Origin of the sequence: Enterobacter sp. RHBSTW-00975 (genome assembly GCF_013615235.1) — a bacterium.
GTDB lineage: Bacteria > Pseudomonadota > Gammaproteobacteria > Enterobacterales > Enterobacteriaceae > Enterobacter > Enterobacter ludwigii.
Map to the genome: position 1 here is coordinate 711,172 of NZ_CP055883.1, position 19,383 is coordinate 730,554.

Annotated in this window: 16 protein-coding genes; 11 read left to right on the plus strand and 5 right to left on the minus strand. The window is 54.0% G+C overall.

The features are described from left to right. Nucleotides 1-41: 41 nt before the first annotated feature. The 5 genes from leuD to HV340_RS03430 all read right to left on the minus strand — a co-directional run bounded on the left by leuD (nt 42) and on the right by HV340_RS03430 (nt 6,028). On the minus strand, nt 42-647 hold the full coding sequence (leuD, locus tag HV340_RS03405) for a 3-isopropylmalate dehydratase small subunit (RefSeq protein ID WP_014168614.1): 606 nt from the start codon (nt 645-647) through the stop codon (nt 42-44). 10 nt (nt 648-657) lie between these two features. After that, complete coding sequence (leuC, locus tag HV340_RS03410; RefSeq protein ID WP_059306541.1) at nt 658-2,058, minus strand: 3-isopropylmalate dehydratase large subunit; 1,401 nt, start codon at nt 2,056-2,058, stop codon at nt 658-660. A gap of 2 nt (nt 2,059-2,060) precedes the next feature. After that, a complete protein-coding gene (gene leuB / locus HV340_RS03415; protein ID WP_020882572.1) occupies nt 2,061-3,152 on the minus strand; it encodes a 3-isopropylmalate dehydrogenase in 1,092 nt (363 codons plus the stop codon). Continuing rightward, a complete protein-coding gene (gene leuA, locus HV340_RS03420) occupies nt 3,152-4,723 on the minus strand; it encodes a 2-isopropylmalate synthase (RefSeq protein ID WP_014168617.1) in 1,572 nt (523 codons plus the stop codon). Before leuA ends, leuB begins: the two co-directional genes overlap by 1 nt. A 381-nt stretch (nt 4,724-5,104) precedes the next feature. Then, nucleotides 5,105-6,028, minus strand: a complete 924-nt coding sequence (locus HV340_RS03430) for an IS5-like element IS903B family transposase (RefSeq protein WP_001118619.1) — start codon at nt 6,026-6,028, stop codon at nt 5,105-5,107. 574 nt (nt 6,029-6,602) lie between these two features. On the opposite strand from HV340_RS03430, the gene leuO reads away from it, so the two are divergent. The 11 genes from leuO (at nt 6,603) to mraY (ending at nt 19,382) form a co-directional block, all read left to right on the plus strand. Beyond that, nucleotides 6,603-7,547 carry a transcriptional regulator LeuO gene (gene leuO, locus HV340_RS03435; RefSeq protein WP_032669418.1) on the plus strand — a complete coding sequence of 315 codons (945 nt, stop codon included), beginning with the start codon at nt 6,603-6,605 and terminating at the stop codon, nt 7,545-7,547. Nucleotides 7,548-7,927: 380 nt separating this feature from the next. Further along, nucleotides 7,928-9,652 carry an acetolactate synthase 3 large subunit gene (ilvI, locus tag HV340_RS03440; protein WP_014168620.1) on the plus strand — a complete coding sequence of 575 codons (1,725 nt, stop codon included), beginning with the start codon at nt 7,928-7,930 and terminating at the stop codon, nt 9,650-9,652. Between the two features lies 1 nt (nt 9,653). After that, nucleotides 9,654-10,145 carry an acetolactate synthase small subunit gene (gene ilvN / locus HV340_RS03445; protein ID WP_003856371.1) on the plus strand — a complete coding sequence of 164 codons (492 nt, stop codon included), beginning with the start codon at nt 9,654-9,656 and terminating at the stop codon, nt 10,143-10,145. A 179-nt stretch (nt 10,146-10,324) separates the two neighbouring features. Further along, entirely contained in the window at nt 10,325-11,332 is a 1,008-nt protein-coding gene (cra, locus tag HV340_RS03450; protein ID WP_014168621.1) for a catabolite repressor/activator, read from the plus strand. Between the two features lie 598 nt (nt 11,333-11,930). Further along, nucleotides 11,931-12,389 (plus strand): division/cell wall cluster transcriptional repressor MraZ, encoded by a 459-nt coding sequence (mraZ, locus tag HV340_RS03455; RefSeq protein ID WP_181216292.1) that lies wholly within the window; start codon nt 11,931-11,933, stop codon nt 12,387-12,389. Between the two features lie 2 nt (nt 12,390-12,391). Then, nucleotides 12,392-13,333, plus strand: a complete 942-nt coding sequence (gene rsmH / locus HV340_RS03460) for a 16S rRNA (cytosine(1402)-N(4))-methyltransferase RsmH (RefSeq protein ID WP_059305607.1) — start codon at nt 12,392-12,394, stop codon at nt 13,331-13,333. Continuing rightward, the gene (gene ftsL / locus HV340_RS03465; RefSeq protein ID WP_008501989.1) at nt 13,330-13,695 is read left to right on the plus strand and encodes a cell division protein FtsL; all 366 of its coding nucleotides are present in this window, start codon (nt 13,330-13,332) and stop codon (nt 13,693-13,695) included. Before rsmH ends, ftsL begins: the two co-directional genes overlap by 4 nt. 15 nt (nt 13,696-13,710) lie before the next feature. Beyond that, on the plus strand, nt 13,711-15,477 hold the full coding sequence (locus tag HV340_RS03470; RefSeq protein WP_014168624.1) for a peptidoglycan glycosyltransferase FtsI: 1,767 nt from the start codon (nt 13,711-13,713) through the stop codon (nt 15,475-15,477). Continuing rightward, nucleotides 15,464-16,951, plus strand: coding sequence for a UDP-N-acetylmuramoyl-L-alanyl-D-glutamate--2,6-diaminopimelate ligase (murE, locus tag HV340_RS03475; RefSeq protein ID WP_032679622.1), 1,488 nt, complete (start codon nt 15,464-15,466; stop codon nt 16,949-16,951). The genes HV340_RS03470 and murE overlap by 14 nt, the downstream gene beginning before the upstream one ends. After that, nucleotides 16,948-18,306, plus strand: coding sequence for a UDP-N-acetylmuramoyl-tripeptide--D-alanyl-D-alanine ligase (murF, locus tag HV340_RS03480; RefSeq protein ID WP_014168626.1), 1,359 nt, complete (start codon nt 16,948-16,950; stop codon nt 18,304-18,306). Before murE ends, murF begins: the two co-directional genes overlap by 4 nt. Continuing rightward, on the plus strand, nt 18,300-19,382 hold the full coding sequence (gene mraY / locus HV340_RS03485; protein ID WP_008501985.1) for a phospho-N-acetylmuramoyl-pentapeptide-transferase: 1,083 nt from the start codon (nt 18,300-18,302) through the stop codon (nt 19,380-19,382). Before murF ends, mraY begins: the two co-directional genes overlap by 7 nt. The last annotated feature ends 1 nt before the right edge of the window (nt 19,383 follow it).

Genomic DNA, 19,383 nt, shown 5'->3' on the forward strand with positions numbered 1-19,383 from the left:
TTTGTTGGACGATGTTGATCTTCACCGGGATGGTACGCAGCCTACCCCATAAACGCAGGCTGTTTTTGCTCATAGGCGGAGATGGCATCTTCGTGCTGCAGCGTCAGGCCAATACTGTCCAGGCCATTCAGCATGCAGTGACGACGAAAGGCGTCAATGCTGAAGCTGTAGGATTTATCACCCGCTTTCACCACTTCCGCTTCCAGATCCACTTCAAACGAAATCCCAGGATTTGCCTTCACCAGGGCGAACAATTCGTCTACCTGCGCATCGCTCAGCGTCACCGGCAGCAGCTGGTTATTAAAGCTGTTGCCGTAGAAGATATCGGCAAAGCTTGGGGCGATAACCACTTTGAACCCGTAGTCGGTGAGCGCCCAGGGTGCATGTTCACGGGAAGAGCCGCAGCCAAAGTTTTCACGCGCCAGCAGAATCGATGCGCCTTTAAACTCCGGGAAGTTCAGCACGAACTCGGGATTGGGCACTTCGCCTTTGTCATCCAGGAAGCGCCAGTCGTTAAACAGATGCGCGCCAAACCCGGTACGGGTCACCTTCTGCAAAAACTGCTTTGGAATGATGGCGTCAGTGTCGACGTTAGCGGCGTCCAGTGGGACAACCCGGCCCGTATGTTGGGTAAATTTCTCTGCCATGATTGTCTCCTTATTTCAGGCTGCGAATATCGGCGAAATGACCGGTCACTGCCGCAGCGGCGGCCATTGCCGGGCTGACCAGGTGAGTACGCCCACCGCGGCCCTGACGGCCTTCAAAGTTACGGTTACTGGTGGAGGCACAACGCTCGCCAGGATTCAGGCGGTCATTGTTCATGGCCAGGCACATGGAGCAGCCAGGCAGGCGCCATTCGAAGCCCGCTTCGATAAAGATCTTATCCAGGCCTTCGGCTTCCGCCTGGGCTTTCACCGGGCCGGAACCCGGCACGACCAGCGCCTGAACGCCCGGTGCCACTTTACGGCCTTTGGCAATCTCGGCCGCCGCGCGCAAATCTTCGATACGGGAGTTGGTGCAGGAGCCGATAAACACTTTATCAATGGTCACGTCAGTCAACGGAATGCCTGGCTTCAAACCCATATAGGCCAGCGCTTTTTCCGCACTGGCGCGCTCGACCGGATCGCTGAAAGAGTCCGGGTCAGGAATGTTATCGTTAACGGAAATCACCTGGCCCGGGTTGGTTCCCCAGGTCACCTGTGGCGCAATGTCTTCCGCCTGCAGCGTAACCACGGTATCAAACGTCGCACCATCGTCGGTTTTCAGGGTTTTCCAGTACGCGACTGCTTCAATAAAATCCTGGTCTTTCGGCGCGTGCAGACGGCCCTTCACATAGCTGAAGGTTGTTTCGTCTGGTGCAACCAGGCCCGCTTTTGCCCCCATCTCAATGGCCATGTTGCAGAGCGTCATTCGGCCCTCCATGCTCAGTGCCTGGATGGCTTCACCGCAGAATTCAACCACGTGACCGGTGCCGCCTGCGCTGCCGGTTTTACCGATGATGGCCAGCACGATGTCTTTGGCGGTAATGCCCGGGGCCGCTTTGCCTTTCACTTCAATCTTCATGGTTTTGGCGCGGCCCTGTTTCAGGGTCTGCGTCGCCAGAACATGTTCAACTTCAGAGGTACCAATACCGAACGCCAGGGCCCCAAACGCGCCGTGGGTGGCCGTGTGGGAGTCACCGCAGACAATGGTCATGCCGGGCAGGGTGATGCCCTGTTCTGGCCCCATTACGTGGACGATACCCTGATACGGGTGGTTCAGATCGTAGAGCTCGACGCCAAATTCGTTGCAGTTTTTGATCAGCTCCTGCATCTGGATACGCGCCATTTCGCCCGACGCATTGATATCTTTGGTTTGCGTGGAAACGTTGTGATCCATTGTCGCGAAGGTTTTACCTGGCTGGCGCACCGGGCGCTTATGCGCACGCAGTCCGTCGAATGCCTGAGGGGAGGTAACCTCGTGCACCAGATGGCGATCGATATACAACAGTGGGGTTTCGTTTGGTGCCTCGTAGACTACGTGCGCATCAAACAATTTTTCATATAACGTTTTCGCCATGATTACACCCCTTCAGCGACATAGCGGGCAATAATGTCGCCCATTTCATCGGTACTGACTGCCGCCGTGCCGCGTGCTAAATCACCGGTACGGACACCTTCTTCTAACGCACGGTTAATGGCGTTTTCAATTGCGGTTGCTGCATCACCGGCATCAAGGCTGTAGCGCAACAGCAAGGCCAGGGAGAGGATCTGCGCAATCGGGTTGGCAATGTTTTTGCCGGCGATATCGGGCGCGGAGCCGCCAGCAGGTTCGTACAGGCCAAATCCCTCTTCATTGAGGCTGGCTGATGGCAACATCCCCATAGAGCCTGTGATCATTGCGCACTCGTCCGAGAGAATATCGCCGAACAGGTTGGAACACAGCAGAACGTCAAACTGCGACGGATCTTTAATCAGCTGCATGGTCGCGTTGTCGATGTACATATGGGACAGTTCGACATCCGGGTACTGTTTCGCGACTTCACTGACGATTTCACGCCACAAAATAGAAGACTGCAGAACGTTCGCTTTATCGATAGACGTCACTTTATGACGACGTTTGCGCGCCGACTCAAAGGCGATATGGGCGATACGTTCAATTTCAAAACGGTGATAGACCTCGGTATCAAAGGCTTTTTCATGCTGACCGCTGCCTTCGCGCCCTTTAGGCTGCCCGAAGTAGATCCCGCCGGTCAGTTCACGCACGCACAGGATGTCAAAGCCGTTAGCCGCGATATCTGCACGCAACGGACAGAACGTTTCCAGCCCCTGGTACAGCTTCGCCGGACGCAGGTTGCTGAACAATTTAAAATGTTTACGCAGTGGCAGCAGCGCGCCGCGCTCAGGCTGCCCGGCGGGCGGCAGGTGTTCCCATTTAGGGCCACCCACGGAGCCAAACAGCACTGCATCCGCATTTTCACACCCTTCAACGGTCGCTTTTGGCAGCGGAGTACCGTGATTATCGATGGCGATACCGCCCACATCATAGTGGCTGGTGGAGATTTTCATCGCAAAACGCGAACGAACGGCTTCCAGTACTTTCAGCGCCTGTGCCATCACTTCCGGGCCAATACCGTCACCCGGTAACACAGCAATATGGTAATTCTTCGACATTACACGGTTTCCTTGTTGTTCTCTTTATTCTGAGCTTTGCGTTGCAACTCTTTTTCAACTTCAGCGGCGCGCCAGATGTTGTTCAGCACGTGGACCATCGCCTTCGCGGAGGATTCAACAATATCCGTCGCCAGGCCCACACCGTGGAAACGACGGCCATTGTGGGTGACCACGATATCAACCTGACCCAGGGCATTCTCCCCATGGCCCTTGGCCGTCAGGTCATATTTCACCAGCTCTACGTCGTACTCGGTGACGCGGTTAATTGCGCGGTAAATGGCATCAACCGGGCCATTGCCGTTTGCCGCTTCGGCCTTAATGTCTTCGCCACAGGCCAGTTTGACCGAGGCAGTCGCAATGTCGCTGGAGCCTGACTGCACGCTGAAGTAATCGAGGCGGAAGTGCTCAGGCTCTTCCTGCTGTTTATTGATGAAGGCCAGCGCTTCCAGGTCATAGTCGAATACCTGACCTTTTTTATCGGCCAGCTTCAGGAAGGCGTCGTACAGCTGATCCATGTTGTAATCGCTGTCCTTATAACCCATCTCTTCCATACGGTGTTTCACCGCCGCACGACCGGAACGGGAGGTCAGGTTCAACTGAACCTGGTTCAGGCCGATGGATTCCGGGGTCATGATTTCGTAGTTTTCACGGTTTTTCAGTACGCCATCCTGATGAATACCGGAGGAGTGCGCAAAGGCGCCGGTACCCACAATCGCCTTGTTAGCCGGGATGGGCATGTTGCAGATCTGGCTGACGGTCTGGCTGGTACGCCAGATTTCGTTGTGATTGATGCGGGTATGCACATTCATGATGTCTTTGCGCACTTTGATCGCCATGATCACTTCTTCCAGTGAACAGTTACCTGCACGTTCACCGATGCCGTTCATCGCGCCTTCTACCTGACGTGCACCGGCGTGCACCGCAGCGATGGCGTTGCCAACGGCCAGCCCCAGGTCATCGTGGGTATGTACGGAGATAATCGCTTGATCAATGTTTGGTACGCGTTCATACAGACCGGTAATGATGTTGGAGAACTCAAACGGCATGGTGTAGCCGACAGTGTCCGGGATGTTGATGGTTTTAGCGCCCGCATTGATGGCAGCTTCCACCACGCGCGCCAAATCTTCAATCGGCGTACGGCCAGCATCTTCACAGGAGAATTCAACGTCATCCGTGTAGTTACGGGCACGTTTGACCATGTAGACCGCGCGCTCAATGACCTCATCCAGCGTGCTGCGCAGCTTGGTGGCAATGTGCATAGGAGAGGTAGCAATAAAGGTATGAATACGGAATGCTTCGGCAACCTTCAACGACTCGGCCGCAACATCGATATCTTTTTCCACACAGCGTGCCAGGCCACAGACGCGGCTGTTCTTAATGGTACGCGCTATGGTCTGCACGGATTCGAAGTCACCCGGAGAAGAGACAGGGAAACCGACCTCCATCACGTCGACACCCATACGTTCGAGAGCCAGCGCGATCTGCAGTTTCTCTTTCACACTCAGGCTTGCCTGTAATGCCTGTTCACCGTCACGTAAAGTTGTATCGAAAATAATGACTTGCTGGCTCATGGGTTAGGTCCTTGTCAGTCTTAGGGCGCCTTGCTACGAGCATAAAAAAACCCGCGCAGTGGCGCGGGTTTTTAGTCTTACTGGTGACGATTCAACGCTGAATTTCGCCCGCCAGTCTACCGCGCACAGTGGATGCGTTTAGTAGTAGTAGACCGGTGAAACGAATGGTGCGAATCATGAATCGTGCTCCGTTAAATTCAATATGCTTTTAGTGGTACTGGATACGACTGTGCATGTCAACCCCTGCAGGCAAAAACGCACCCGGCTGGCCTGGTTGACAGGATATGTGCTTTAGCTAATTGTGCTGGGTTTTGCTTTTCCGACCGGCTTTGTTGAATAAATCAGATTTCGGGTAAGTCTCCCCCGTAGCGGGTTGTGTTTTCAGGCAATACGCACGCTTTCAGGCATACCTGCTTTCGTCATTTTGTTCAGCGCTCGTACCAGGGCCATAGCCTCCGCAACCTGACCATCGTAGTCACGCAGCGTCAGTGAACCCCCGAACAGCTGTTTTACCCGGTACATCGCCGTTTCCGCTATCGAGCGACGATTGTAATCTGTTGTCCATTTCCACCGCGCATTACTCCCGGTCATTCGCTGATTAGCCACTGCACGGTTACGGTCTGCATATTCACCGGGCCAGTAACCCGCACCTTTTCGGGGAGGGATAAGCGCGCTGATTTTCTTACGCCGCAGTTCATCGTGACATAGCCGGGTATCGTAAGCGCCATCGGCGGCGGCTGACCTGATTTTCCGGTGGGTTTGCCGGATTAACCCGGGGAAGGCCTCTGAGTCCGTAACGTTGTTCAGCGACAGGTCAGCGCAGATGATTTCATGTGTTTTACTGTCAACGGCGAGATGCAGCTTACGCCAGATACGGCGGCGTTCCTGGCCATGCTTTTTGACTTTCCACTCGCCTTCACCGAAGACCTTCAGCCCGGTGGAATCAATTACCAGGTGTGCGATTTCACCCCGGGTGGGCGTTTTGAAACTGACATTAACCGACTTTGCCCGCCTGCTGACACAGCTGTAATCCGGGCAGCGTAGCGGAACGTTCATCAGAGAAAAAATGGAATCAATAAAGCCCTGCGCAGCGCGCAGGGTCAGCCTGAATACGCGTTTAATGACCAGCACAGTCGTGATGGCAAGGTCAGAATAGCGCTGAGGTCTGCCTCGTGAAGAAGGTGTTGCTGACTCATACCAGGCCTGAATAGCTTCATCATCCAGCCAGAAAGTTATGGAGCCACGGTTGATGAGGGCTTTATTGTAGGTGGGCCAGTTGGTGATTTTGAACTTTTGCTTTGCCACGGAACGGTCTGCGTTGTCGGGAAGATGCGTGATCTGATCCTTCAACTCAGCAAAAGTTCGATTTATTCAACAAAGCCTTTCCGACCCTACAAATTGTCTAATTTTGGACTGAGAAAAAGGTTGCAGAAATAATTGAATATAATTGTGATGAATAAATTAAAAGTTCGCTACCCAATTGTATGGGACGCAAATGGGTTTGATATCATTAAGTTATAAATGCGGTGGATGTTTTTTATCACTTCGGATATCTAATGGTTATTACAGATTGTTAACTTATTTAATCGGGGTTGCAATAACAGTTTAATAATACTTAAGACATCATTAACTCGCTGGCGATTGTATATTGGTCTAGTTTATGGTTTCATTCAAATCCTAAAGTGAAGCATATCATTTGCAGTGGTGTTTATTTTATCGTTTGTCAGCGGCGAAAAGTCATTTTCGCTAAACTGTTCTTTATATTTTCCGAATTTAAAATAATTCTCTTTCGCTGATTGTATATGCATGGTAAATCATATTCTTCGGAATTATTACAGTACGTTGGCAAAGGGAGTGTAGCGTGACAGTGGAGTCAGAAGTGCCAGAAATTAATATTAAACAACCTCAAACTACTGATGGGATTAAACCGCAGTTACGTACGGTGGACCTTAATCTGCTCACGGTATTTGATGCTGTCATGCAGGAGCAGAATATCACCCGGGCGGCCCATACGTTGGGGATGTCTCAGCCCGCGGTCAGTAATGCTGTCGCCAGACTTAAGGTTATGTTTAACGACGAGTTATTCGTTCGTTACGGGAGGGGAATACAGCCTACCGCACGGGCATTCCAGTTATTCGGCTCTATCCGTCAGGCGTTGCAGCTGGTTCAGAACGAGCTGCCAGGGTCAGGCTTTGAACCTTTAAGCAGTGAGCGTGTATTCAATCTTTGTGTTTGCAGTCCGTTAGATAATTATTTGACGTCGATTATTTATAATAAAGTTGAAGAGATCGCTCCCAATATCCATCTGGTTTTTAAATCATCCTTAAATCAAAACACAGAGCATCAGTTACGCTACCAGGAGACCGAGTTCGTTCTGGGATATGAAGAATTTCGACGTCCTGAATTTTCTTGCGTTCCGCTGTTTAAAGATGAAATGGTGTTGGTCGCCAGTAAAAAACACCCCCGACTCAATTCTCCGCTTCGGGAAAGTGACGTTTATAGCGAGCAGCATGCTGTTGTTGCGCTCGACAGATATGCTTCCTTTAGCCTGCCGTGGTATGACACGGCGGATAAACAGGCAAGCGTTGCTTATCAGGGAATGGCAATGGTCAGCGTATTAAACGTGGTCTCGCAGACACATCTGGTGGCTATTGCACCACGCTGGCTGGCTGAAGAGTTTTCCGGTCAACTACAACTGCAAATGTTGCCGTTGCCGCTCAAGCTGAATAGCCGTACCTGCTATCTCTCCTGGCATGAAGCCGCCGGTCGGGATAAAGGGCATCAGTGGATGGAAGAGTTGCTGATCAGTATTTGCCGTCGATAAGCGCATCAGGATAAATTGCATCTTCGCGTGTGATTTATCCTGGTTTTTTCTCTGTTATTGTTATTTTATTCTGTTGTGAATTTTTTCTTACTGCTCTCTGGCTCGCAAAAATAGATGATTTCCTGAATCGACGCGCTTTTCAGCGATGATTAATCATCTCATCCTCTAATACCAGATGAATTGACCATATCCTTCCTTAATACCTGTTTTTTCTGCTTTGCGAACCGTTTAGCTCACCCGGTCTGCTAATTGCCTGCCTCATAACGAGCGGTTAAGGTAACGATCACTCTGCAAAATATAAGATTGGTTTAACCCAGTCGTAAGACGGTGCGGAAATGAATTCTGCAGCTCGTCTATAACAAAATGCCTGGAGGCAAAGCATGGAGATGTTGTCTGGCGCGGAAATGGTCGTCCGATCGTTAATCGATCAGGGCGTGAAGCAAGTGTTCGGTTATCCCGGAGGCGCAGTCCTGGATATTTATGATGCGCTTCATACGGTAGGCGGCATTGACCATGTTTTAGTACGCCACGAGCAGGCGGCGGTGCATATGGCTGACGGGCTGGCCCGCGCGACAGGTGAAGTAGGCGTGGTATTAGTGACGTCCGGTCCCGGCGCGACAAACGCCATCACCGGCATTGCCACGGCGTATATGGACTCTATCCCGCTGGTTATTCTTTCCGGCCAGGTGGCGACGTCACTGATTGGCTACGACGCGTTTCAGGAGTGCGACATGGTGGGAATTTCGCGTCCCGTTGTGAAGCACAGCTTCCTTGTTAAGCAAACTGAAGACATCCCGGGGATATTGAAAAAAGCCTTCTGGCTGGCAGCAAGCGGGCGTCCCGGCCCGGTGGTGGTCGATCTGCCGAAAGATATCTTGAACCCGGCGAACAAGCTTCCTTATGTCTGGCCGGAGTCGGTGAGCATGCGCTCATACAACCCAACGACGCAGGGCCACAAGGGGCAGATCAAACGTGCCTTGCAAACGCTGCTGGCCGCCAAAAAACCGGTAGTCTATGTCGGTGGTGGGGCAATCAATTCTGCCTGTGAAGGGCAGCTTCGGGAGCTTATCGAGAAACTCAATCTTCCCGTTGCGTCGTCGCTGATGGGGCTGGGCGCTTTCCCGGCAACTCACCGTCAGGCTCTGGGGATGCTGGGTATGCACGGCACCTATGAAGCCAACATGACGATGCACCATTCCGATGTGATCTTTGCCGTCGGCGTGCGCTTTGACGATCGCACCACCAACAATCTGGCGAAATACTGCCCGAACGCCACCGTGCTTCATATTGATATCGATCCCACCTCTATTTCGAAAACGGTGTCTGCGGATGTGCCGATCGTCGGTGATGCCCGCCAGGTGCTGGAGCAAATGCTGGATCTGCTGGCACAGGAGCCGCCTTCCCAGCCGCTGGATGAGATCCGTGACTGGTGGCAGCAGATCGAACAATGGCGCGCGCGTCAGTGCCTGAAGTATGACACGCAAAGCGACAGCATTAAGCCGCAGGCGGTGATCGAAACTATCTGGCGGCTGACGAAAGGCGAGGCATACGTGACGTCTGACGTGGGTCAGCATCAGATGTTTGCCGCCCTTTATTATCCGTTTGATAAACCGCGCCACTGGATTAACTCCGGAGGGTTAGGAACGATGGGCTTTGGCTTGCCTGCCGCACTGGGCGTCAAGCTGGCTCTGCCTGACGAAACCGTCGTCTGCGTGACGGGAGACGGCAGTATTCAGATGAACATCCAGGAGCTGTCGACGGCCCTTCAGTATGAGCTGCCGGTACTGGTGCTGAACCTGAATAATGGTTATCTCGGGATGGTGAAGCAGTGGCAGGATATGATCTACTCTGGTCGTCACTCTCAGTCCTACATGACGTCACTGCCGGACTTTGTTCGTCTGGCTGAAGCCTACGGCCATATTGGGATGCGAGTGACCGATCCGGCAGAGCTGGAAACGAAGCTCGGTGAAGCGCTTGAGCACGTTAAAAATAACCGCCTCGTTTTTATGGATGTCATTGTTGATGGCACCGAGCACGTATACCCGATGCATATTCGCGGTGGTGGTATGGATGAAATGTGGTTAAGCAAAACGGAGAGAACCTGATATGCGCCGGATATTATCTGTTTTACTGGAAAACGAGTCTGGCGCACTGTCGCGCGTCATTGGCCTTTTTGCACAGCGCGGCTATAACATTGAAAGCCTGACCGTCGCGCCGACTGACGATCCGACGCTGTCGCGCATGACCATCCAGACCGTCGGCGATGCCAAAGTGCTTGAGCAGATCGAGAAACAGCTGCATAAGCTGGTCGATGTTCTGCGCGTCAGCGAGCTGGGCCAGGGTGCCTACGTTGAGCGAGAGGTCATGCTGGTGAAAATCCAGGCCAGCGGTTACGGGCGCGAGGAAGTGAAACGTAACACGGATATCTTCCGTGGGCAGATTATAGACGTCACGCCTTCTATATATACGGTTCAGCTGGCCGGAACGAGTGACAAGCTGGATGCCTTCCTGGCATCTGTACGGGATGTGGCAAAAATTGTTGAGGTTGCGAGATCGGGCGTTGTTGGCCTGTCACGCGGCGATAAGATCATGCGTTAGTTGTCTAAAAGGTTCGCCTCTTTCTGCCCGGTCACCAAAGCCGGGCTTTTTTTTGTGTAATCAGCCGACAACAGAGATAAAAGCGGTTGCCGCGAAGGCTATTCTGCGTTTAGATGTTAAAAGATTTAACCATAACCTTGCCAAGGCCATGGACTCTTTTCATTTTTTAAGGGGCAATTGTGAAACTGGATGAAATCGCCCGGCTAGCCGGCGTGTCGCGAACAACGGCCAGCTATGTGATTAACGGTAAAGCAAAGCAGTACCGTGTCAGCGATAAGACCGTTGAAAAAGTTATGGCGGTGGTTCGTGAACATAACTACCATCCGAATGCTGTCGCAGCTGGCCTGCGTGCCGGACGCACCCGCTCTATTGGCCTGGTGATCCCGGATCTGGAAAACACCAGCTATACCCGTATCGCCAACTATCTTGAACGTCAGGCGCGCCAGCGTGGCTATCAGTTGCTGATTGCCTGCTCGGAAGACCAGCCCGACAACGAGATGCGCTGTATTGAGCATCTGCTCCAGCGTCAGGTCGATGCCATCATCGTCTCCACCTCTTTACCGCCTGAACACCCATTCTATCAACGCTGGGCGAACGACCCATTCCCGATTGTGGCGCTGGATCGTGCGCTCGACAGGGAGCATTTCACGAGCGTCGTCGGTGCCGATCAGGATGATGCCGAGATGCTGGCGGCAGAGCTGAGAACCTTCCCGGCTGAAACGGTGCTGTATCTGGGGGCGCTGCCTGAACTGTCAGTCAGCTTCCTGCGTGAACAGGGGTTCAGAACCGCCTGGAAAGACGATCCCCGTGAGGTGCACTACCTCTATGCCAACAGCTATGAACGTGAAGCGGCCGCACAGCTTTTCGAGAAATGGCTGGAAACGCACCCGATGCCGCAGGCGTTATTCACCACCTCATTTGCTCTGCTGCAGGGGGTGATGGATGTGACCTTACGCCGTGAGGGTAAACTGCCTTCCGACCTGGCCATCGCGACCTTCGGTGATAACGAGCTGCTCGACTTCCTCCAGTGCCCGGTTCTGGCGGTGGCTCAACGCCATCGTGATGTGGCTGAACGCGTGCTGGAAATTGTGCTGGCAAGTCTGGACGAGCCGCGTAAACCGAAGCCGGGTCTGACGCGAATTAAACGTAATCTTTACCATCGCGGAATTCTGAGCCGCCATAAATGAAATGACGGGGCGGAGAAATCTGCCCCCTTTTGACGAAATAATTCGCCGGGATAATTCCCGTAGAGAAATTAGGATAATTCTTGCGAATTTACCTTCTGCTATTTTTCTTAATTCATTTTGGCGTTTAAGGGTTCCTTTAAAGGACGTTTAAACGATTTTAAATGCTCGTCTTTGTATTATTTTGTTACAAACCCTCTTCCGGCGATGAATATTCAGACGTTTTTCCTTCTCCTGTGCCAGCTTGCACGGCAACCGCCGCGTTTCGCGAGCCCTGGGGTGAATCTGGCGCTGTTATCCCCTGAGAATCTGTCATAAAATGCTGCCCGCGTCGCAAACTGACACTTTATATTTATCTGCGATGATATTGAGTGAGCCTTAACGCTAGTGTGCATATTCGGTTTTTTTCTTACAAATATTCATAACGTTAATTTTGCCTCGCCAGTTGTGCAGTTATTAACCAGGGCTGTTTATCTCTGTAAATAGAGGCCTTTCGGGCCTGTATAGGGAGAGTCCTGGCTTGACAAGCTTTTCCCTCGCTCCGTAAACTCCTTTAGGTGGGAATTTGTGGGTTAAAGTGGTGAGGAGAGGTGAGACTGGCATGTTCCGTGGAGCTACGTTAGTCAATCTCGACAGCAAAGGGCGTTTATCGGTACCAACCCGATACCGCGACCAGCTGATTAAGAACGCTACGGGTCAAATGGTTTGCACCATTGACATCAACTCCCCCTGCCTGCTGCTTTACCCCTTACCTGAATGGGAAATTATTGAGCAAAAGCTGTCGCGACTGTCGAGCATGAACCCGCAGGAACGCCGCGTGCAGCGGTTGTTATTGGGACATGCCAGTGAATGTCAGATGGATAGCGCAGGCCGGTTACTGATTGCCCCTGTGTTACGGCAACATGCCGGTCTGACCAAAGAAGTGATGCTGGTCGGGCAGTTCAACAAGTTTGAACTGTGGGATGAAACGACCTGGTATCAACAGGTCAAGGAAGATATCGACGCTGAGCAGTCTGATTCCGCGACATTATCGGAACGGCTGCAGGACTTGTCTCTATAAATATGATGGAAAATTACAAACATAAAACGGTGCTGCTGGATGAGGCCGTTAACGGCCTGAATATTCGTCCGGACGGCATCTACATTGATGGCACTTTTGGTCGCGGTGGCCACTCGCGCTTAATCCTCTCCCAGCTTGGAGCGGAAGGGCGTCTGCTGGCAATCGATCGCGATCCGCAGGCGATTGCCGTTGCGCAAACCATCGATGACCCACGCTTTTCCATCGTGCATGGACCTTTCTCTGCGCTCGCTGATTATGTTGCCGAGCGCGGCCTGACGGGCAAGATCGACGGAATCCTTCTCGATCTTGGCGTCTCTTCACCCCAGCTTGATGATGCTGAACGCGGCTTCTCCTTTATGCGCGATGGTCCACTGGACATGCGCATGGATCCTACTCGCGGTCAGTCTGCCGCCGAGTGGTTACAGACCGCGGACGAAGCGGATATTGCCTGGGTGATCAAAACCTTCGGCGAGGAGCGTTTTGGCAAGCGTATCGCGCGCGCCATCGTTGAGCGTAACCGCATCGAGCCGATGACCCGCACGAAAGAGCTGGCCGAGGTGATCGTGGCGGCGACGCCGGTGAAGGATAAGCACAAACATCCCGCGACCCGTACCTTCCAGGCGGTTCGCATCTGGGTAAACAGTGAACTGGAGGAAATAGAGCTGGCGCTAAAAAGCTCGCTCGACGTGCTGGCCCCGGGTGGGCGGTTATCCATCATCAGCTTCCATTCGCTGGAAGACCGCATTGTGAAGCGCTTTATGCGTGAACAAAGCCGCGGTCCACAGGTTCCAGCGGGGCTGCCGATGACGGAAGAACAACTCAGGAAGCTGGGTGGCCGTCAGTTGCGAGCATTAGGCAAGTTGATGCCGGGCGAAGAAGAAGTGGCACAGAATCCACGCGCCCGTAGTTCAGTGCTGCGTGTTGCAGAGAGGACGAACGCATGATCGGCAGAGTGACAGAGACCCTAAGCAAAGTTAAGGATTCGTTAGGAAGCAACGAGCGCCATGCCTTGCCTGGCGTGATCGGCGACGATCTTTTGCGGTTTGGGAAACTGCCACTCTGTCTGTTCATTTGCATCATTGTCACGGCCGTCACGGTGGTCACGACTGCCCACCACACACGCTTATTAACTGCGCAACGCGAGCAGATGGTACTGGAACGCGATGCGCTGGATATTGAATGGCGAAACCTGATCCTTGAAGAAAATGCGCTCGGCGATCACAGCCGGGTTGAACGGATCGCAACGGAAAAGCTGCAATTGCAGCATGTTGATCCTTCTCAGGAAAATATTGTAGTACAAAAATAAGGGAAAACGCGACGCATGAGAGCAGCGGCAAAAACGCTTAAACCAAAACGTCAGGAAGAACAGGCCAACTTTATCAGTTGGCGTTTTGCGTTGCTTTGCGGCTGCATTTTACTGGCGCTGGGTTTCCTGCTGGGACGCGTGGCATGGTTGCAAATCATCGCCCCTGACATGCTGGTTCGACAGGGCGACATGCGTTCCCTTCGCGTTCAGGAAGTGTCGACGTCCCGCGGGATGATCACCGACCGCTCAGGCCGTCCACTGGCCGTGAGCGTACCGGTTAAAGCCATCTGGGCCGATCCGAAAGAGCTGCACGATGCGGGTGGCATTACGCTTGATAACCGCTGGAAGGCGCTCTCGGATGCCCTGAAAATGCCGCTGGATCAGCTCGCTTCCCGCGTCAACGCCAATCCAAAAGGGCGTTTTATCTATCTGGCGCGTCAGGTCAACCCTGACATGGCGGACTACATTCGTAAGCTGAAGCTGCCGGGTATTCACCTTCGTGAAGAATCCCGCCGCTACTATCCTTCCGGCGAAGTAACCGCTCACCTCATTGGCTTTACCAACGTTGATAGCCAGGGGATTGAGGGCGTTGAAAAAAGCTTCGATAAATGGCTCACCGGCCAGCCTGGCGAGCGAATTGTTCGTAAAGACCGCTACGGCCGCGTTATCGAAGATATCTCTTCCACGGACAGTCAGGCGGCACACAACCTGGCGCTGAGTATTGATGAGCGTCTGCAGGCATTGGTCTACCGCGAGCTGAACAACGCCGTCGCCTTCAACAAGGCGGAATCCGGCAGCGCTGTGCTGGTGGACGTCAGTACGGGCGAAGTGCTGGCGATGGCCAACAGCCCGTCCTATAACCCGAACAACTTTACCGGCACCGCAAAAGATGCGATGCGTAACCGGGCGATTACCGACGTGTTCGAACCGGGCTCCACGGTGAAACCGATGGTGGTCATGACGGCGCTCCAGCGTGGCATCGTCAATGAAAACACGGTTCTGAACACGATCCCTTACCGTATTAACGGCCACGAGATTAAAGACGTGGCGCGCTACAGCGAATTGACCCTGACCGGGGTTTTACAGAAGTCGAGTAACGTTGGCGTTTCAAAGCTGGCGTTAGCGATGCCGTCCTCAGCGTTAGTAGAGACTTACTCACGTTTTGGGCTTGGAAAGGCGACCAATTTGGGGTTGGTCGGAGAACGCAGTGGCTTATATCCTCAAAAACAACGGTGGTCTGACATAGAGAGGGCCACCTTCTCTTTCGGCTACGGGCTAATGGTAACGCCGTTACAGTTAGCGCGAGTCTACGCAACGATTGGCAGCTATGGCGTCTATCGTCCGCTGTCCATTACCAAAGTTGATCCACCGGTTCCGGGTGAGCGTATCTTCCCGGAATCCATCGTTCGTACCGTCGTTCATATGATGGAAAGCGTGGCGCTGCCTGGCGGCGGCGGCGTGAAGGCGGCGATCAAAGGCTATCGCATCGCCATCAAAACCGGTACCGCGAAAAAAGTGGGGCCAGACGGCCGTTACATCAACAAATACATTGCCTATACCGCAGGCGTTGCGCCTGCCAGTAATCCGCGTTTTGCGCTGGTGGTCGTCATTAACGATCCACAGGCGGGTAAATACTACGGCGGCGCCGTTTCCGCGCCTGTGTTCGGGGCCATCATGGGCGGCGTGTTGCGCACCATGAACATCGAACCGGATGCGCTGGCAACGGGCGAGAAAAGTGAATTTGTAATTAATCAAGGCGAGGGTACAGGTGGCAGATCGTAATTTGCGCGACCTTCTCGCTCCGTGGGTGCCTAATGCACCGGAGCGAGCACTGCGAGAGATGGTACTGGACAGCCGTGCGGCTGCTTCTGGCGATCTTTTTGTGGCGGTGGTCGGTCATCAGGCGGACGGGCGTCGTTATATCCCGCAGGCGATTGCGCAAGGTGTTGCTGCCATTATTGCTGAGGCCAAAGATGAGGCAACCGACGGTGAAATCCGTGAAATGCACGGGGTGCCGGTCATCTATCTCAGCCAGTTAAACGAGCGTCTTTCTGCGCTGGCCGGACGTTTCTATCACGAACCGTCCGATCGGCTGCGTCTGGTGGGCGTGACAGGTACAAACGGCAAAACCACGACCACGCAGCTCATGGCGCAGTGGGCGCAGTTGCTGGGTGAAACCGGTGCGGTCATGGGAACTGTCGGTAACGGTCTGTTGGGCAAAGTGAGCCCGACCGAAAACACCACCGGCTCCGCAGTCGACGTACAGCATGTGCTGGCCGGCCTGGCAGGGCAGGGGGCAACCTTTGCCGCGATGGAAGTCTCTTCCCACGGTCTGGTGCAGCACCGCGTGGCGGCGCTGAAGTTTGCCGCCTCGGTATTCACTAACCTGAGCCGCGATCACCTTGATTATCATGGTGATATGGAGCATTACGAAGCGGCGAAATGGCTGCTCTACTCCACCCACCATAGCGGACAGGCCATCATCAACGCTGACGACGAAGTCGGTCGCCGCTGGCTGGCGAAGCTGCCGGATGCGGTTGCGGTGTCGATGGAAGATCATATCAACCCGAACTGCCACGGCCGCTGGCTGAAGGCGGTTGCGGTGGATTATCACGACAGTGGCGCCACCATTCGTTTTACCTCCTCATGGGGTGACGGTGAAATTGAAAGCCGTCTGATGGGCGCGTTTAACGTCAGCAACCTGCTGCTGGCGCTGGCGACGCTGCTGGCGCTGGGTTATCCGATGAACGCGCTGCTGGAAACGGCTGAGCGTCTGCAGCCGGTATGCGGCCGTATGGAAGTGTTCAGCGCGCCGGGCAAACCGACCGTGGTGGTCGATTATGCCCACACGCCGGACGCACTAGAAAAAGCACTGGAAGCGGCGCGTCTGCACTGCACCGGTAAGCTCTGGTGTGTGTTTGGCTGCGGTGGCGACCGTGATAAGGGCAAACGTCCACTGATGGGTGCCATTGCTGAACAGTTCGCGGATATTCCGGTTGTGACCGATGACAACCCGCGTACTGAAGAGCCGCGCGCCATTATTAACGACATTCTGTCGGGCATGCTGGATGCAGGCCGCGCCCGCGTGGTGGAAGGCCGTGCGGAAGCCGTGACCAACGCCATCATGCAGGCTCAGGAAAACGACGTTGTGCTGCTGGCCGGGAAAGGCCATGAGGATTATCAGATTGTTGGCAACCGTCGTCTCGATTATTCGGACCGCGTCACGGCCGCGCGTCTGCTGGGAGTCGTGGCATGATTAGCATCACCTTAAGTCAGGCCGCTGCGGTACTGCAGGGCGAGCTGCTGGGTCACGATCTGACCATCGAGGCCGTGACGACCGATACCCGCAAAGTGACCCCGGGTTGTCTGTTTGTGGCGCTGAAGGGCGAACGTTTTGACGCGCATGATTTTGCACAACAGGCCAGGGAGAATGGTGCAGGGGCGCTGCTGGTCAGCCGTAAACTCGCGGTCGATCTGCCGCAGATCGTGGTGAAAGATACCCGTCTGGCATTCGGCGAGCTGGCGGCCTGGGTTCGTCAGCAGGTGCCGACGCGCGTCGTCGCGCTGACCGGTTCATCAGGCAAAACCTCTGTGAAAGAGATGACTGCGGCCATCCTGAGCCAGTGCGGAAATACGCTTTATACAGCAGGCAACCTTAACAATGATATCGGCGTGCCGATGACATTACTTCGCCTGACCAAAGAGCATGAATTTGCCGTGATCGAGTTAGGGGCAAACCACCAGGGCGAAATCGCCTGGACCGTGAGACTGACGCGCCCGGAAGCAGCGCTGGTGAATAACCTGGCCGCTGCACATCTGGAAGGTTTTGGTTCGCTGGAAGGCGTGGCGAAAGCTAAAGGCGAGATCTATACCGGCCTGCCGGAAGACGGTATCGCCATTATGAATGCCGACAACAATGACTGGCTGAACTGGCAACAGATCATTGGTTCCCGCAAGACCTGGCGCTTCTCGCCGAACGCGGCCAACAGTGATTTTACCGCGACCAATATTCATGTGACTTCGCATGGCACGGAATTCACCCTTAATACCCCAACCGGGGGCATTGAGGTGCTTCTGCCATTGCCGGGTCGTCATAATATCGCCAATGCGCTCGCGGCAGCGGCGCTGTCGATGGCGGTTGGTGCGTCGCATCAGGCGATTAAAACCGGTCTGGCAAATTTAAAAGCCGTGCCGGGGCGTCTGTTCCCGATCCAGCTTGCGGAAAACAAACTGCTTCTGGATGACTCCTATAACGCGAACGTCGGCTCAATGACCGCGGCGGTGCAGGTGTTGTCTGAGATGCCAGGTTATCGCGTGTTGGTGGTGGGCGATATGGCTGAGCTGGGTGATGAAAGCGAAGCCTGCCATGTCCAGGTGGGGGACGCGGCGAAAGCGGCAGGTATTGATTGCGTGCTGAGCGCTGGAAAACTGAGCCAGGCGATTAGCCATGCCAGCGGTGTTGGCGAGCACTTTGCCGATAAAGCCGCGCTGATTGAACGCCTTAAGGCATTGATGACAGAAAAACAAATTGTGACTGTGTTAGTGAAAGGTTCACGTAGTGCCGCCATGGAAGAGGTTGTGCACGCATTACAGGAGAACGGGACATGTTAGTTTGGCTGGCCGAACATTTGGTCAAATATTATTCAGGCTTTAACGTCTTTTCCTATCTGACGTTTCGCGCCATTGTCAGCCTGCTGACTGCGCTGTTCATCTCTTTGTGGATGGGCCCGCGCATGATTGCCCGTCTGCAAAAACTCTCCTTCGGTCAGGTTGTGCGTAACGACGGTCCGGAGTCGCACTTCAGCAAGCGAGGTACGCCGACCATGGGCGGGATCATGATCCTGACCGCGATCGTTGTTTCCGTACTGCTGTGGGCTTATCCCTCTAACCCGTACGTCTGGTGCGTACTTACCGTGCTGGTGGGCTACGGCATCATTGGGTTTGTTGATGATTACCGCAAGGTCGTGCGTAAAGACACCAAGGGCCTGATCGCCCGCTGGAAATACTTCTGGATGTCGGTGATTGCGCTGGGCGTGGCCTTCGCGCTGTATCTGGCAGGAAAAGACACCCCCGCCACCGAGCTGGTGGTGCCGTTCTTTAAAGATGTGATGCCGCAACTGGGGCTGTTCTACATTCTGCTGGCCTACTTCGTCATCGTGGGCACCGGTAACGCCGTAAACCTGACCGACGGTCTGGATGGCCTGGCGATTATGCCAACCGTCTTCGTCGCCGCCGGTTTTGCGCTGGTGGCGTGGGCCACCGGTAATATGAACTTTGCTAACTATCTGCACATTCCATACCTGCGACACGCAGGCGAACTGGTTATCGTCTGTACGGCGATTGTCGGGGCGGGACTGGGCTTCCTGTGGTTCAACACCTACCCGGCGCAGGTCTTTATGGGTGACGTCGGTTCACTGGCTCTGGGCGGCGCGCTGGGCATTATTGCCGTACTGCTGCGCCAGGAGTTCCTGCTGGTGATTATGGGGGGGGTATTTGTGGTTGAAACCCTTTCAGTGATTTTGCAGGTCGGGTCCTTCAAGCTGCGCGGTCAGCGCATCTTCCGTATGGCACCGATTCACCATCACTATGAACTGAAAGGCTGGCCGGAACCGCGCGTGATTGTGCGCTTCTGGATTATTTCGCTGATGCTGGTGCTGATTGGCCTGGCAACGCTGAAGGTACGTTAAT